This window comes from Puniceibacterium sp. IMCC21224 (assembly GCF_001038505.1).
Lineage (GTDB): Bacteria > Pseudomonadota > Alphaproteobacteria > Rhodobacterales > Rhodobacteraceae > Puniceibacterium.
Genome location: NZ_LDPY01000001.1, coordinates 2,209,143 through 2,223,562 on the forward strand (window position 1 = coordinate 2,209,143; position 14,420 = coordinate 2,223,562).

14 protein-coding genes, 2 tRNA genes and 2 pseudogenes are annotated in these 14,420 nt (G+C 58.9%); 2 read left to right on the plus strand and 16 right to left on the minus strand.

Annotated features, from left to right (window positions below; translation table 11 throughout):
• Positions 1–30 precede the first annotated feature (30 nt).
• The 7 genes from IMCC21224_RS10180 to IMCC21224_RS10215 all read right to left on the minus strand — a co-directional run bounded on the left by IMCC21224_RS10180 (position 31) and on the right by IMCC21224_RS10215 (position 9,076).
• Positions 31–3,699 (minus strand): vitamin B12-dependent ribonucleotide reductase, encoded by a 3,669-nt coding sequence (locus tag IMCC21224_RS10180; protein ID WP_047995266.1) that lies wholly within the window; start codon positions 3,697–3,699, stop codon positions 31–33.
• Between the two features lie 504 nt (positions 3,700–4,203).
• On the minus strand, positions 4,204–4,548 hold the full coding sequence (locus IMCC21224_RS10185; RefSeq protein WP_047995267.1) for a hypothetical protein: 345 nt from the start codon (positions 4,546–4,548) through the stop codon (positions 4,204–4,206).
• A 10-nt stretch (positions 4,549–4,558) separates the two neighbouring features.
• A complete protein-coding gene (locus IMCC21224_RS10190) occupies positions 4,559–5,152 on the minus strand; it encodes a hypothetical protein (RefSeq protein WP_231582050.1) in 594 nt (197 codons plus the stop codon).
• Between the two features lie 44 nt (positions 5,153–5,196).
• Positions 5,197–7,446: a xanthine dehydrogenase family protein molybdopterin-binding subunit gene (locus IMCC21224_RS10195; protein ID WP_047995269.1), complete on the minus strand. Its 2,250-nt coding sequence runs from the start codon at positions 7,444–7,446 to the stop codon at positions 5,197–5,199.
• 3 nt (positions 7,447–7,449) lie between these two features.
• Positions 7,450–7,914: a (2Fe-2S)-binding protein gene (locus tag IMCC21224_RS10200; protein ID WP_047995270.1), complete on the minus strand. Its 465-nt coding sequence runs from the start codon at positions 7,912–7,914 to the stop codon at positions 7,450–7,452.
• Between the two features lie 324 nt (positions 7,915–8,238).
• Positions 8,239–8,312: transfer RNA gene (locus IMCC21224_RS10205), tRNA-Gly, on the minus strand.
• A 401-nt stretch (positions 8,313–8,713) separates the two neighbouring features.
• Complete coding sequence (locus tag IMCC21224_RS10215; protein WP_197089195.1) at positions 8,714–9,076, minus strand: VOC family protein; 363 nt, start codon at positions 9,074–9,076, stop codon at positions 8,714–8,716.
• 386 nt (positions 9,077–9,462) lie between these two features.
• Between IMCC21224_RS10215 and tnpB the strand changes: the two are divergent.
• A pseudogene (gene tnpB / locus IMCC21224_RS27040) lies at positions 9,463–9,621 on the plus strand (IS66 family insertion sequence element accessory protein TnpB); the annotation flags it as partial.
• A 60-nt stretch (positions 9,622–9,681) separates the two neighbouring features.
• Positions 9,682–10,200, plus strand: coding sequence for an IS66 family transposase zinc-finger binding domain-containing protein (locus IMCC21224_RS10225; RefSeq protein ID WP_053078948.1), 519 nt, complete (start codon positions 9,682–9,684; stop codon positions 10,198–10,200).
• A 49-nt stretch (positions 10,201–10,249) separates the two neighbouring features.
• Here IMCC21224_RS10225 and IMCC21224_RS28475 read toward each other — a convergent pair whose 3' ends face one another.
• The 9 genes and pseudogenes from IMCC21224_RS28475 to pdxH form a co-directional block, all read right to left on the minus strand.
• Entirely contained in the window at positions 10,250–10,360 is a 111-nt protein-coding gene (locus tag IMCC21224_RS28475; RefSeq protein ID WP_231582052.1) for a transposase domain-containing protein, read from the minus strand.
• On the minus strand, positions 10,357–10,914 hold the full coding sequence (locus IMCC21224_RS28480) for an IS66 family transposase (RefSeq protein WP_231582053.1): 558 nt from the start codon (positions 10,912–10,914) through the stop codon (positions 10,357–10,359). The genes IMCC21224_RS28475 and IMCC21224_RS28480 overlap by 4 nt, the downstream gene beginning before the upstream one ends.
• Before the next feature lie 256 nt (positions 10,915–11,170).
• Complete coding sequence (locus IMCC21224_RS28485) at positions 11,171–11,770, minus strand: IS66 family transposase zinc-finger binding domain-containing protein (RefSeq protein ID WP_231582054.1); 600 nt, start codon at positions 11,768–11,770, stop codon at positions 11,171–11,173.
• Positions 11,771–11,838: 68 nt separating this feature from the next.
• Positions 11,839–11,922 (minus strand): annotated as a pseudogene (locus IMCC21224_RS28920) (IS66 family insertion sequence element accessory protein TnpB); the annotation flags it as partial.
• Between the two features lie 28 nt (positions 11,923–11,950).
• Positions 11,951–12,094 carry a transposase gene (locus IMCC21224_RS27045; protein ID WP_231582055.1) on the minus strand — a complete coding sequence of 48 codons (144 nt, stop codon included), beginning with the start codon at positions 12,092–12,094 and terminating at the stop codon, positions 11,951–11,953.
• A 376-nt stretch (positions 12,095–12,470) separates the two neighbouring features.
• Positions 12,471–12,547: transfer RNA gene (locus tag IMCC21224_RS10240), tRNA-Pro, on the minus strand.
• A gap of 48 nt (positions 12,548–12,595) precedes the next feature.
• Complete coding sequence (locus tag IMCC21224_RS10245) at positions 12,596–13,093, minus strand: DUF192 domain-containing protein (protein ID WP_369796019.1); 498 nt, start codon at positions 13,091–13,093, stop codon at positions 12,596–12,598.
• Positions 13,063–13,596, minus strand: coding sequence for a cold-shock protein (locus tag IMCC21224_RS10250; protein WP_047997023.1), 534 nt, complete (start codon positions 13,594–13,596; stop codon positions 13,063–13,065). The genes IMCC21224_RS10245 and IMCC21224_RS10250 overlap by 31 nt, the downstream gene beginning before the upstream one ends.
• Positions 13,597–13,716: 120 nt before the next feature.
• Entirely contained in the window at positions 13,717–14,322 is a 606-nt protein-coding gene (pdxH, locus tag IMCC21224_RS10255) for a pyridoxamine 5'-phosphate oxidase (protein WP_047995273.1), read from the minus strand.
• Between the last annotated feature and the right edge of the window lie 98 nt (positions 14,323–14,420).

Here is a 14,420-nt window from a genome sequence, read left to right on the forward strand (position 1 = left end):
GACAAACACCTCTCTCCACCCCTCGAATCTTCAGCTACAGCCGGACGTTCCGCCGCAAGTGTTGCACTTCATGCAGGTCCCGTTGCGCACCAGCGTGTAGTTGCCACATTCGCCGCAGGCTTCGCCCTCGTAACCCTGCATCTTGGCTTTGGTGACAGCGTTGATCGCCAGACCGCTGGTCGCGGCTGTCGTCGTTGTGCTGGTGGCATAGCTGACCGACGTGCCGCCCGAGGCAACCGCCTTTTCCGCCACCAGTGACGTCACCTGCGTGGCCGCGCCAAACCCACTTTGGCCGCCCTGCAACACCATCAGATCTTGCGGCAGACGTTTGCGCAGATACCCGGTTGAGCTGATCTGTTTCAGCACCTCAAGGCTGCGCGACGCTGCTGATTCCGAGATTTCCTTGACGTTGGACACGCCTTCTTCCACGCCCCGGCCGATATCGTCAAAGGTGGCGCCCTGCGGTTTGACATGCGCCAGATCGGTGCGGTCAAGGTAGGACACCGCCAGTTCGCGGAAGATATAGTCAAGGATCGAGGTCGCGTTCTTGATACTGTCGTTGCCCTGCACCATGCCGGCAGGTTCGAATTTGGTAAAGGTGAAGGCATCGACGAACTCTTCCAGCGGCACGCCGTACTGAAGACCAACCGACACCGCGATGGCAAAGTTGTTCATCATGGCGCGGAAGCCCGCCCCTTCCTTGTGCATGTCGATAAAGATTTCGCCCAGGTTGCCGTCCTTGTATTCGCCGGTACGCAGATACACCTTGTGACCGCCAACAATGGCCTTTTGGGTATAGCCCTTGCGCCGCTCGGGCATCTTTTCGCGGCCACGGGCGACCTCTTTGACGATGATCTTTTCGACGACTTTCTGCGCCAGCACAGCGGCCTTTTCATGCATCGAGCCGCTTTCCAGCACCTCCATTGCTTCGTCGTCATCTTCGACCAGCGCCGACGCCAGCGGTTGGCTCAGTTTCGATCCGTCGCGATAGAGCGCGTTTGCCTTGACCCCCAGGGACCACGACAGCTCGTATGCGGCCTGGCAGTCGGTGATGGTGGCGTCGTTGGGCATGTTGATCGTCTTGCTGATCGCGCCCGAGATGAACGACTGCGCAGCGGCCATCATGTAGATATGGCTTTTAACACCTAGATACCGCGTGCCTTTTTTGCCGCAAGGGTTGGCGCAGTCAAAGATCGCGTAGTGTTCTGTCTTGAGAAATGGCGCCCCTTCGAGGGTCATGGTGCCGCAGACGTGATCATTAGCCAGTTCGATGTCGCGCTTGGAATAGCCAAGGTGGCGCAGCAGATCAAAAGTCGGGTCCGACAGCTTGGCCACCGGGATACCCAGCACCTCGCGGCAAAAGGTTTCGCCCAGCGTCCACTGGTTGAACACAAAGCGGATGTCGAATGCCGACGCCAGCGCGCTCTCGACTTTTTCGATCTGCGCCGGGCCAAAGCCGTGGCCGATCAACGAGGTATGATTGATCCCCGGCGCGTTGCCGATCGTGCCATGACCGACAGCATAGGCGACGATCTCTTCGATCTGACTGCTGGAATATCCCAGTTTGTCCAGTGCCGCAGGAACCGAGTGGTTGATAATCTTGAAATACCCACCGCCGGCGAGCTTTTTGAACTTCACCAGGGCAAAGTCAGGTTCGATCCCGGTGGTGTCGCAATCCATCACCAGACCGATGGTGCCAGTCGGAGCGATCACGGACACCTGCGCATTGCGATAGCCGTTGGCTTCGCCCAGACGCAGCGCCTCGTCCCAGCTGCTTTTGGCCAGACCAATCAGGGTGGCATCGGGGCAGTTAGCATGGTCCAGCGGCACCGGTTTGACGTCCAGCGCTTCGTAGCCATCCGTCGCGCCATGGGCTGCCTTACGGTGGTTGCGGATCACCCGCAGCATATGCGCCTTGTTGCGCTCATACCCCGAGAACGCGCCCAGTTCACCGGCGATCTCGGCCGATGTGGCGTAGGATACGCCGGTCATGACCGCGCTCAGCGCACCACAAAGCGCCCTGCCCTCGTCGCTGTCATAAGAATATCCCATGTTCATCAGCAGACCGCCAATATTTGCATAGCCCAGGCCCAGGGTGCGGAAATCATAGGATCTTTGTGCAATTTCCTGGCTGGGAAATTGCGCCATCGTTACGCTGATTTCCAGTGTCAGGGTCCATAAACGGGTGGCGTGGATGTAATCCTCGGACTGGAACGCGCCGTCCTTGAGGAAGGTCAGCAGGTTCATCGACGCAAGGTTGCAGGCTGTATCGTCGAGGAACATATATTCCGAGCACGGGTTCGACCCACGGATCGCGCCGTCTTCGGGGCATGTGTGCCAGGCGTTGACAGTATCGTGAAACTGGATGCCCGGATCGGCACAGGCCCAGGCCGCGTGGCCGACATCTTCCCACAGGTCGCGGGCTTTGATGGTTTTGGCGACCGACCCGTCGGTACGGCGGATCAGTTCCCAATCGGCATCGTCCTTGACCGCCTTGAGAAAGGCGTCGGTGACCCGGATCGAGTTGTTGGAATTCTGGCCCGACACGCTGGCATACGCCTCGGAATCCCAGTCGGTATCATAGGTTGGAAATTCGATCGAACCGTAGCCCTGCTTGGCGTAATCCAGCACACGCTTGACGTAAGTTTCGGGGATCGCGACCTTTTTGGCCTGACGAATTGCGGCCTTGAGCGTTTCGTTTTTCTTGGGATCGTAGGCGTCAGCCTCGGCTCCGTCCCATTCCCGGATCGCGGCAAAGATCAGGTTCAGTTTCTGTTCGTGCATCTTGGAGCCGGCCACGATGCTTGCGACCTTCTGCTCTTCCTTGACCTTCCAGTTGATGAATTCCTCAATATCCGGGTGGTCGGCGTCGATGATCACCATCTTGGCGGCGCGGCGCGTGGTGCCGCCCGACTTGATCGCACCCGCCGCGCGGTCACCGATCTTGAGAAAGCCCATCAGGCCCGACGATTTGCCACCGCCCGACAGCGGTTCGTTCGCCGCGCGCAGGCTGCTGAAATTGGTGCCGGTGCCGGAACCATACTTGAACAAACGCGCCTCGCGAACCCACAGATCCATGATGCCACCTTCGCCGACCAGATCATCCTTGACCGACTGGATAAAGCACGCATGGGGCTGCGGATGCTCGTAAGCGGATTTGGATTTGGTCAGTTTTCCGGTTTTGTAGTCAACGTAATAGTGGCCCTGTCCGGGGCCGTCGATGCCATAGGCCCAATGCAGGCCAGTGTTGAACCACTGCGGGCTGTTGGGCGCGGCGCGCTGACTGGCCAGCATATTGCGCATCTCGTCGTAATAGGCGCGCGCATCCGATTCGGTGGTGAAATAGCCACCTTTCCAGCCCCAATAGGTCCATGCGCCGGCCAGACGGTCAAAAACCTGCTTGGACGATGTTTCGCCAACTTTTTCAGTCTTGTCCGACGCCGGAACCGACCGCCACAGAAATTCGGGAACACCCTTTTCGGCGACTTTCTTCAGCTCAACGGGCACACCGGCCTTGCGGAAATATTTCTGGGCGATGACATCGCTGGCGACCTGGCTCCACTTGGTGGGCACTTCGACGTTGTCGAGTTTGAAAACAATCGTGCCGTCCGGATTCCGGATTTCGGACACTGTGGTCGCAAAGTCGATCCCCTGATAGGCATCTTGACCCGCGCTTGTGAATTTTCTCTCGATTTGCATCTGTTTTGCCCCATGTTTCCAGTCGTTCGTCGTTTCCCCGACGGAGGTGCCGTTTTGCAAAGGCAACAAAGCCGACAGTCCACACGATGTTTGCGGCCTCGCAGGGTGTCCTGCTGTTGTCAGTTCTGATTTTCTCTGCACCCGATATGGCCACTACATCTTGTGGCTCTTCGTCCGGCCCGCACAAACTGGCGTATTATCCCCCGGTCGGTCAACGGATAATTTTACGATTTGGTGACATCTTTTGCGTTGACCGGACTTGGGTTTGCACCTGTCCCCAGCCCCCCACTGATTCATCCACAAAAGGTTAATTTTCGATCAGACTGACGGAAGCTTCAAAAACACTGGTTTCGCGCCAAGTTACGGCACTACATTGCGAGGTTGCGTGAACTTGTGCACAGCCCCGTTGTGGATACACTGCATCTGGTAGGTGACGTTTCGTAATGTGGCAAAACTGCACAAGATGCAGAGAATATCCGCCGATCCGCGCCAGCGCGTAAATTTTCATCCTGCCTGCGCGGGCTTAGTCCAAAGCATGCCGAACAGCACGGCGGCAGCGATCACATCGATCACGGCAATCGCCCAAAAAGCCAGTGCAACAAGGCTAAATTCCGATAACGCGCCCGCCAAAGCCGCTGTGACGCTGCCGAGCGTGGCAATAAATGCCAGATACGCCACCCATCGCATCCGCAATATCAAACCCATCCCCAACGCGGCTAACACGAGAATCACAAAGATCGTCTGAGCGCCATAGTCGCGCCAGTTCAAGACGAGCACGGGCAGATGCAGAACCGCCACCATGAACAGCAATGTCGCGGCGGATTGGTATTTTCGGTCGGTGTTTGTCATCGCGGCAACCTCATCGTATTGGGCATGGCTGACCCGCTACACCCCAGGCCAGAACATCGTCCACATGTTGCTGAAGGCTGCCGGGCGCAGGGTCGCGCCCCCCGCCAGGCATCCAACCCCAGAGCACAAATCCCCGGTGGTTGGCATCGTCGACCAGATGCTCGGCCAGCGCCATCCAGTCACGGCCACCGGTCCGGGCAGGGTCGGACAATTGCGCGCAGATCTCGGCGGGTGATTTGCCAAACCATTCAAATTCGACCGGAGCCAAACGCCAGTCCAGTGCGGTGTGCGGCGGCGCATGTGGCGCGCTCTCCAACACCGGGGATGTGCGGTGGCAGGTCGAACACATCAGCGTTTCGGCGCCAATGCGGCTGATTCCGGCGTCGATGTTCATACCATGCGGCCGCGCGGGGCCTGCGATGCCGCCATCCCACATCGGGATGTTGTTCGCGCCCACATGGCAGTTGGCACAGCGCGGATGGGTGACCACCGCATAAATGCGCTCAAACGCGCTGATCCCGTCAGCCACCGCAACCGATCCCTCTGCGGGCGGCGCAATCACCAGGACCGGCATTTCGGCGCGTGACTGAGCTGCAATCATCATTGCGGCACTGACCAGCAGGATCCTCTTGTGGACCGCCCCCCACATCAGACAAACGCCACATGTTTGTTCAGTGGCAATTCGCGGATGCGCTGTCCGGTGGCGGCGAAAATCGCGTTGGCCAACGCCGGGGCCGCAGGCGGCACACCCGGTTCACCAATGCCGCGAATCTTGGTCCCGTTGGTAAGAACGCGCACATCTATTTCCGGGGTCTGATACAGGCGCATCCCCTCGTAGGCGTGAAAATTGGTTTGCTGTGGGGTGTGATTGTCATAGGTCAACGCGCAATTCATTGCGTGGCCCAGCCCGAAAATTACGCCACCACATACCTGCGCCTCTAGGTTGACGGGGTCGAGCACCTGACCAACATCCACCGCAACATGCACCTTGTCGATGCGGATGCCGCGCGCGGTCATTGTGACGTCGACCACCTGCGCCACCGGCACCCCGAACGACAGGCAGAATCCAACGCCCCGCCCCCGATTTTCCCCGATCCCTGGTCCGTCCCACCCCGACATCTCGCCCACGGCCTCGAGCACCCTGCGAGAGGTGTCATCCATGCACAGGCGGATGCGCTCGGCCAGCGGGTCAGCCCCCGCAGCATGAATCAGTTCGTCCAGAAAGCAGTCATGCAGGAACCCGTTGCCCGATGCCCCGACCGACCGCCAGGACGACACTGGCACCATGTCTGGTGCGCGGTAGCCCGTGACGCGGTAATTGGGGATGGCAAACGGCTGATCCCACGATCCGGTGGTGATGGTAGTGTCCGGGCCGGGTAAACTCATCCCGCTCAGACGGCGAACCCAGCCCGGAGTCATGGCCGATTGCCCCACCGAAAGGTCAAACGTTTCAACCCGGCCATCGACCACCCTGCCCCGCGCCCGTGCCACAGCGGCCGGGCGTGGGTAATCATGGGTCATGTCCTCGTTTCGGCTCCAGACCAGTTTGATGGGGGTGCCTTTCATCGCGACGGCGATGTGTAACGCCTGCTCGACATGCGTCATCTCAAGCCGGTGACCAAAGCTGCCACCCATGGGCAGGACATGGACCAGCACCTTGCCCTGATCCAGTCCGGTGATCTGCGCTGCCCGGGCACGAATGAACAGCGGGATCTGCGTCCCAGTGCGAATCTCGCAATGATCGTCGGTGACATGGACAAGGGCGTTCATCGGCTCAAGCGGCGCATGGGCCAGATAAGGAATTCGGTAATTCGCTTTGATGACGTCGCCCCGTGCCAAGGCCGCATCGACGTCGCCGTCATCGCGCCGGCGGTGATCAAAGGACTGATCGTTGTCCAACACCGCCTCAAGCGCGTCAAAGATTTCGGCGCTGCTTGCTGGATAGGGCGGTGGACCCCATTCGATCCTGACCGAATCCGCGGCGCGAAAAGCGGTCCATGTGTTGCGGGCCACAACTGCCACGCCATGCGGAACCGGCAGAACGCCAAGGACGCCGCTCATTGCCTCGGCATCTGTGGCATCAAAAGACACGACATCGCCATTGATACCGGGATTGGCACGCACGGTGGCGTAGACCATCCCGTCGACGCTGTCGTCGATGCCATACACTTCGGTGCCGGTACATTTGGCCACCATATCGGTGCGGACGGCAGTTTTTCCGAGCCGCTTCCAACGCTCCGGCGGGCGAAGTTCTACATCCCGGATCGGTTCGATTCCGGCTGCATCCGCTGCCAGATCGGTATAGGCGATGCGGTCGCCCGTCGGCAGGATCACATGGCCCTCCGCAGTATCCAATTGATCACGCGGCAGCCCTGTTCGCCGGGCTGCTGCCTCTTTCAGGGTTTCGCGCGCCACGGCGCCGGCCATCCGCAGCCTCGTGAACCCATCCGGCACAGTTGATGATCCGCCGGTGATCTGAAGCTGCAACACCTTGGCTGGTACCGCCATAAAGCGGCGCATCGCTTCGGCCAGGATACTTTGGTCATAGGCCGGGAACGGCACGCTCTCGGCCAATACCGCGCCATTGTAATAGGCAGGCCCCGGCAAACCCGGCGTGATCGTTGCACTGGCCGGATCGATATCCAGTTCTTCGGCGATCAGCGCGGCCTGAACCGAATAGGCCCCCTGCCCGCTGTCGGCGCGCGGTGTGATCAGGGTGATACCGTCCGCCGCAATCAGAACATATGGTGTGATCGCGACCTCACCGTCGGCCAGGGTATCCAGCAGCGGATTCCTGACCGGTGTTTTGACGACATAAGTGCCAAAGGCCACCCCGCCAGCAACGGCAACCGATCCAATCAGAAAGCTGCGGCGGGTAAGTGTGCCAAGGCTATCCATTGCTCAGCGACCGACTGCCGCAGACGCAGCCCGGATCGCGGTACGGATCCGTGGATAGCTGCCGCAACGGCACAGATTACCCGACATCACCGCGTCAATTTCGGCGTCCGACGGGTCGGGATTGCCTGCAAGCAGCGACGCGGCCTGCATGATTTGGCCCGACTGGCAGTATCCGCATTGTGCCACCTGCGTCTCGATCCAGGCCTGCTGAACCGGGTGTGGTGCCTCTGGCGTGCCCAGACCTTCGATGGTGAGGACCGTTGACCCGTCAAGTTCGCGCGCCTCAACCTGGCAGGCCCGAACGGCCATACCATCCAGATGCACGGTACAAGCCCCGCATTGCGCAATGCCACAACCGTATTTGGTCCCGGTCAACGCCAGCTCATCGCGCAAAACCCAGAGGAGCGGCATATCTTCAGGCACATCGACCTGGCGTTCCTCTCCGTTGACAGTGAAACGTGCTTGCATATTTGGCCTCACGGGGTTCCGATGTCTGGCACAACCATAGCACCGCAGCCGAATTCCGGGCAGTGGCAAATGACGACAACGCCACCCTGGATCGCGCCGAGGGGCTGTGACCTTACGGCAAAGTGAGGCACTGGGTTTGCACACCGACGTAAACGACGCTGGCTGATCTATCGGAACCGGCGTCCCGGACCGGGCGCCAGGATTCGAACCCGTGTCATCCGCGTCGAAGGCGCGCGTTAAAATCGCAATACTTGGCGTCTCGTCAAAACCCTAGGGCTTCAAAACAAGAGCTTTTGGCGATCTTTATTGTCGGTGGAAGAAATCTGGAGCGGGCGGCGGGAATCGAACCCGCGTCTTCTGCTTGGAAGGCAGAGGTCTTACCATTACACAACGCCCGCTCAGATGCCCCTCACATATTTCAGCGTCGCTCCGGCGTCAAGCTTTTGGCTGAGATTCCAGTCGTAGTGGGCTCTTACAGCTTTGATGCGCAAATCAAATGAGTGAGTCATCACGTAAACCCAGCGTGACTGGCGGCGCAGATGAGCAATTGAACCCCTGCGAAGGACAAGACCGCGAACTCGTCGTCCCACAAGACCGGTACGGATTGCAGTCGCTCCATCGCCCGGCAGGCGGCGGAGGTCCTGATGCGGATTTGGCCGGTGACATGGGCACGAATGGTCGGTTCGTGAAGCCGCACTGCGGCGCTGACCGCTGCCTCGAGAGGCCGGTTAGGGCCGTGATCGCCGTGATCCAAGGCTCAGTGTTACTCTGTATCCGATGATAGCATAGAATCCATTCATCACGTGGCGAAAGCTCGGCTTGATACTTGGATCGAATTCTTGTCGGGGTCCTTTGCGTTCGCAAAGACATATCCGTCAGCTTTGTGAATCTTTCCGAATGCGAGACCGTCTTTCCTCACGGCTTCGCAAAACGCTTCAACATCCTCGACATCGAATACGAGCTTCACAATCGCCTGCCCCACTCGCTGCCCTTTAGCTGCGGGATGAAGCAAAATAGTTATGCCCGTGTTTTGCGGCCTGAGTTCCACAATGCGATCAGACGCGGCGTGTACGATCGAAAAGCCGAAGTGGCGGGCGTAAAAATCCACCATCCTGTCAATCTGACCAGTATAGATGATCAAGCGTCCCAGCGCCAACGACATCCTCTTTCCCCCGCTAGTTTCCACAGGCAAAGCCTAGCACAGATTAGCGCACTGCGGCCGCTTTGGCCCACAACCATTCATTCCGCCTGTGAAAGTGCTGCGCGATGCAAGAACGGCCGGGTTGTGTCCAGCCGGATCCCAGCTGCAATGCGCAGAAACGACTCTCCGGATGGGTTCAAAGCCCAGACCTAACAAAATCCGAACTACCCTGTTTTTCACTTTGCGGCAGCATTTTTCAGGGCCTCGTTCATGTAGCGCTCAGCAAGCTGGTCAAGCACCCGTACAGCCGCGACCCGGCTACCGAACGCAGGAGTTTACCACAAACAGGCAAAGCTTGCCCTCCGAGGTCTGCACCTCGGCAATATGATATGGAAAGTAAGCGTCCGGCCTGCCTGTTCCCGATGCGGCTGGAGAAGGGCCCGTTCGTCTGGCCCACGGCGAAGGAGGGCGAGATCGCCCTGACGCCCGCGCAGCTGGCGATGCTTCTGGAAGGCATCGACTGGCGCCTGCCGCACCGGAGCTGGAAGCCGCTGAAGGCAGGATGAACAGGCCCGCAATGACACGTCCGGGATTCCCCGAATGCGTCAATCGGGTATCATCAGACCATGCTGGACGTGGTCAAATCTCTGCCGGAAGATCCTGATGAACTGAGGCAGTTCACGGCGCTTCTGCTCGCCGAGGTCAAGTCGCAGGCCATGTTGATCGAGAAGTTGCGCCACCAACTGGCAGGCCACCGCAACCATCGTTTCGGCTCTTCATCCGAGAGCATTGAGCAGCTTCAGCTGACGCTCGAGACAAGCGAGATTGCCATCGCCAGGATGACTGCAAGGTCGCGGCTTGCTGATGAAGAGCCGGGGGACAAACCGAAGCGTCGGCCCATCCCCGATCATATCCCGCACCAGAAGATCGAACCGACCACTGGAGATGACGCTTGTGTCCAATGCGGTGGCACGCTGCGCCGTTTGGGCGAGGATGTGACCGAGGAGATGGAGTATGTTCCGGGTCGATTCATCCTGAGCCGCATCGTGCGGCCACGCTCGGCCTGTTCCGGTTGCGAGGCCTTCACACAGGCCCATTACCATCCCGTCCGATCAAGCGCGGGCGGCCCCGGTCCCGGCCTCTGATGCGCTTTCCCAAGCGTGCAGATATGCGTCCGGTCTGACTGGTGTTGACTTATTCTGGCGTCCAGCTCCAAGACATGAGCTCTTCGAGCTGGGTCATTTTGTGGTCTGAGACGCGCGCGAGGACCCAGGCCAGCCAAGCTTTGGGATCGACCTTGTTCATGTGACAGGTTTCAATGAGGGTGTAGGCGACGGCGCAGCATCGCTACCGCCCTTTGACCCCATGAACCGATAGTTTTTACGGCCCAGAGCCACTGGCCAGATTGATCGCTCGTAAATATTATTGTCCAACTCCAACGTGCCGTTTTCAAGATATACCCGCGCTTTTGGCATGCGGCCGGGCGCGTAGCGGATGGCCGCTGCGAGGGTCGATTTGTCGGCGATTTTGGGCAATTGCAGCGAGAGCCATTCGTCCAGGCCGTCGAAGATCGGCTTCGCCTTTTTCTGCCGTTGGGCAACGCGCGTATCAGTGGGCTTGTAGCGCGCCTCTTTTTCTACAGCATACAGAGCGGCGATGCGCTTGATCACTGTCTCAGCGATGGCGGACCCCTCGCTTTCATAGATATCGGCAAACTTGCGGCGCACATGGACCATGCAGGCCTGCTCGCTGGCGCGATCTGCACCGAACAGGCCATTGAAACCGGTAAAGCCGCCAGCATGCACCACACCTTTGTATCCGGCGAGATGGGATGAGGGGTGCTCGCCCTTGCGGTCCACGCTGAACTGATACCACGCACAGGGCGGCGTTTGTCCGCACACGGGCGTTCATCGCGGACATAACTCCAAAGCCGGGAGGTTTGCGCGCGGCCTTTGGCCTGCATCTTGACCGGCGTATCGTCCACTGCCCGGCAGTGCATGTTTACATGCACGAGAGGGGGCGAATAACGCGGGTCCGGCGCGCACTAGTTTGCCAATGTGGATCGCTAAGGGGTCCACCCAAGCTGTCAGCGTGGAGCGATGCAGATCGACCTTGTCACGGGCATAGATCTCGGATCTGCCGGTATAATGGCAAGTGATCGCAATATTTGCCGACCAGGATATGGGCCAACAGACCCGGTCCGGGGCGGTCGCGTGTGATTGGGCGCGAGGGCAGGTCGGCCTGGGCGAAGGCCTCACAACAGGTGCAGGTCATGCGTGGACGCACTATGCGTTTTACGACGAAGTGGCCGGGGACGTATTTCAGCTCTTCTGTCACGTCTTCGCCGAGTTGCTTGAGCGCGCCGCCACACTCAAAGCAGGTGTCACCAGGTGAGAGGATCTCGTCTTGTCGCGCAAGGTGATCGGGTAACGGTGCGTGATTGTGGGTGCTCTTGGCGGGAGTGGTCTCATCCCCGTCATCTGCCGGGGCAGTCTTTTGAGCGAAGGCGGCAATCTCAGCGTCCTCCTGCAGATCAAACGCCTGCTGATCCATAGTCGCGGATTTACTGCCAAAACGGGCCTTGCGGTGGGCTGCCAGTTCCTTCTTCAGCTTCTCGATCTGATAGGCTTGCGACATGATCTCTGCCGCCATCAACTCGCTGACTGCGCGCAGCTTAGTGAGGTCTTCAGGAAGGATTTTGAAGGTCCCGCGCATGGGGATTTTTTTTCCGTTCGACCGGCACAACGGAACGAAAAATGCGCCAGACCCCATGTTTTATTGGGCTATCCAGCCTGCGTTGGCCGCCATGTTCGTTGTGGCGCGCGCCGGTCAATGCCTTCCAGCAGCATCGAAAGCTGCGCCGCCGTTCACAGGGGCAAAACGAGGGTCTTTAAGTCATTTCAAAATCAGGTTCGCATTCATGCAATAGCGCCGCGCAACCTGCGCAACGGAAACGCCCGCTTTCAGCGTTTGTGCGCAAATCGTGCGCTTCTCGTCCTCAGACCAGACACGCTTATTCAAGCCCTTCTTTCCCGCCATCACCCACCTCAAGATGTCCACTATACATGGTGGACACTATCACCCACTCCATCACCTAGGCAGGAGAGCCACACCGGACGGATACATATGAGCGGCTTCGTCACCTTCAGCAGATTGTCGGCTATACCTCGATCAAAGCGACCTTGGCGATCTTGTCGAGGCTCCATATCCAGCCGAGTAAATATGGCCGCCGGATTCTGTTCTAAACCGCCAAGCGCAAGCGGATCGTGTCGATTCCCGTGGCGCAAAAGATGGGCGAGCTGATCGACATGCCCGACGAGCTGGGCGCGCTTCTTTCGAGGCTGGCGGGGAATGAAAATGGATCAAAGCTGTAAACGGCCCTGTAAACCGTACTGGTTGAAAACCAGCTAAGTAGTGGTCGGGGCGATAGGATTCGAACCTACGACCTACGGTACCCAAAACCGTCGCGCTACCAGGCTGCGCTACGCCCCGAACTCAGGGGTCGTTTAGCGACACCTGCAGGGATTGAAAAGGGGTTTTTCACTCGACTGTGCAGGACCATGCGGCAATGTCCTGACTGATCGCGGGATGCTGCATCTCGCTGCCCGTAACGATACCAAGTGATTTCGCCAATCCGCCGTTGATTTCCAGCACATATTGGATACCATCACCGCCCGGAATGCCGGTGAGATCACCGGGAATGGCATTGGCATGCACCCGCTGGACCACACCCGTCGCGTCGGCAAAAATCATGTCGAGCGGAATCAAAGTGTTCTTCATCCAGAACGCCACCGGACCCGGCGCAGGATAGGCAAACAACATTCCCGCAGCCTGCGGCATATTTTCGACAAACATCAGGCCCTGCGCCCGCTCTGCCCCGGTGTCGGCGACCTTGACGCTAAATCGCGCGCTTCCCCAATCACCACGCAGCCACAACGTGTCGTCACGGCAAGCAGCGTCAACAGACGCGGCCGACAGACCGAGCGCCACAATCCCACAAAGCGGTTTCAGGATTCCTTGGACAATGCGGTTTCCCACGGGCAGACCTCCGACGCCATACAGCCGCGCTTGCCGTCGATCACCCGGATGGCCAGCGCCTCTCCGGGTTGCAGATCGGCGAGGCCAGATCGGCGCAACACTTCGACATGAACAAACACATCTTCGCTGCGACCAAAGACATTTGCAAATCCAAAGCCCTTGGATTTGTCGAACCACTTCACGCGCGCCGGCTCTAACGGGGCTGCGCGCATCACTGCCGGGTCGATATCTTCAAAATCGGCAAGCGGCATGTCCGATGTATTTTCGGGTGGTTGAATCCGGTACACTTCAACAGCCTGAACACCGCGATCAGTGGCTTGCACGCCAATCTCGATCCGGGCCTGGTCCGCAACTGAACCCTGGCCGAAATTTCTCAGGACATTCGCATGGAGCAGGATGTCAGGTCCGCCAGTATCCGAAACAACAAAGCCAAAGCCCTTGACCGGATCGAACCACTTAACCTTCCCCAATACGCGCTGCGTCTCTGCATCGTCGTGTTTCAACACTATTTCCACATTTTGTATCTCGCATAACTCTTGCGGCAATCGTAGCACGATTTGCAAGCGTAATTCCCCTTGGTTTCGAGGGATTCAGTATCGCTGACGGTTGACGTCACGCAAATGTCAGGGGTTTAGGCGGTCGACCGTCCATCCATCGGCAGGCGTCCGCCGACGCCAGACAAAGCGGTCATGCAGGCGAAAATCACCGTCGGCCCAGAACTCTATCTCTGTCGGAGCGATGCGAAATCCGCCCCAGAATTCAGGGCGTGGCGGATTTGTGCCGAACCGCGCGGTTACTTTAGCGACCTCGGCCAACAGACTGGCCCGTCCGGCCAAAGGCCGTGATTGCTGCGACGCCCAGGCGCCCAGGCGGCTCTTGAGGGAGCGGCTGGCATAATAGTCATCCGCCTTCGGCCCATCCTCGCGACTGACCAGCCCGCGCACACGAATTTGGCGACGCAGCGATTTCCAGTGCAGGACAAAAGCCGCCTTGCCAGCATGGTCAATCTCTCGTGCCTTGGCGCTGTCGTAATTGGTGTAGAACACAAAGGCCGAATCCTCGATTTCTTTCAGCAGCACCATGCGCACATTGGGCAGACCGTTCGCATCCACCGTGGACAAAGCCATGGCATTGGGATCGTTCACTTCGGCGGATTCGGCCTCTCTCAGCCAAGCCTGCGCAATCACAAAGGGATCATCGCCTGCGAATTTCCCGCTCCGGTCTGCCATGGCTCTTTTCCCCCTGTTCCGTTTATCTGCAAGCTGGCGCCGCTTGCCGACTGTCCGCCCTTGATGGGACAACGCCTATCGCCTAAAGGACAGGCCAC

Excerpts from the sequence above, each read along its gene's own strand:
- IMCC21224_RS10180 (WP_047995266.1), bottom strand. The coding sequence starts at position 3,699 with ATGCAAATCGAGAGAAAATTCACAAGCGCGGGTCAAGATGCCTATCAG.
- IMCC21224_RS10185 (WP_047995267.1), bottom strand. The coding sequence starts at position 4,548 with ATGACAAACACCGACCGAAAATACCAATCCGCCGCGACATTGCTGTTC.
- IMCC21224_RS10190 (WP_231582050.1), bottom strand. The coding sequence starts at position 5,152 with ATGATGATTGCAGCTCAGTCACGCGCCGAAATGCCGGTCCTGGTGATT.
- IMCC21224_RS10195 (WP_047995269.1), bottom strand. The coding sequence starts at position 7,446 with ATGGATAGCCTTGGCACACTTACCCGCCGCAGCTTTCTGATTGGATCG.
- IMCC21224_RS10200 (WP_047995270.1), bottom strand. The coding sequence starts at position 7,914 with ATGCAAGCACGTTTCACTGTCAACGGAGAGGAACGCCAGGTCGATGTG.
- IMCC21224_RS10215 (WP_197089195.1), bottom strand. The coding sequence starts at position 9,076 with ATGTCGTTGGCGCTGGGACGCTTGATCATCTATACTGGTCAGATTGAC.
- IMCC21224_RS10225 (WP_053078948.1), top strand. The coding sequence starts at position 9,682 with ATGCTGGACGTGGTCAAATCTCTGCCGGAAGATCCTGATGAACTGAGG.
- IMCC21224_RS28475 (WP_231582052.1), bottom strand. The coding sequence starts at position 10,360 with ATGAACAAGGTCGATCCCAAAGCTTGGCTGGCCTGGGTCCTCGCGCGC.
- IMCC21224_RS28485 (WP_231582054.1), bottom strand. The coding sequence starts at position 11,770 with ATGCGCGGGACCTTCAAAATCCTTCCTGAAGACCTCACTAAGCTGCGC.
- IMCC21224_RS27045 (WP_231582055.1), bottom strand. The coding sequence starts at position 12,094 with ATGGCGGGAAAGAAGGGCTTGAATAAGCGTGTCTGGTCTGAGGACGAG.
- pdxH (WP_047995273.1), bottom strand. The coding sequence starts at position 14,322 with ATGGCAGACCGGAGCGGGAAATTCGCAGGCGATGATCCCTTTGTGATT.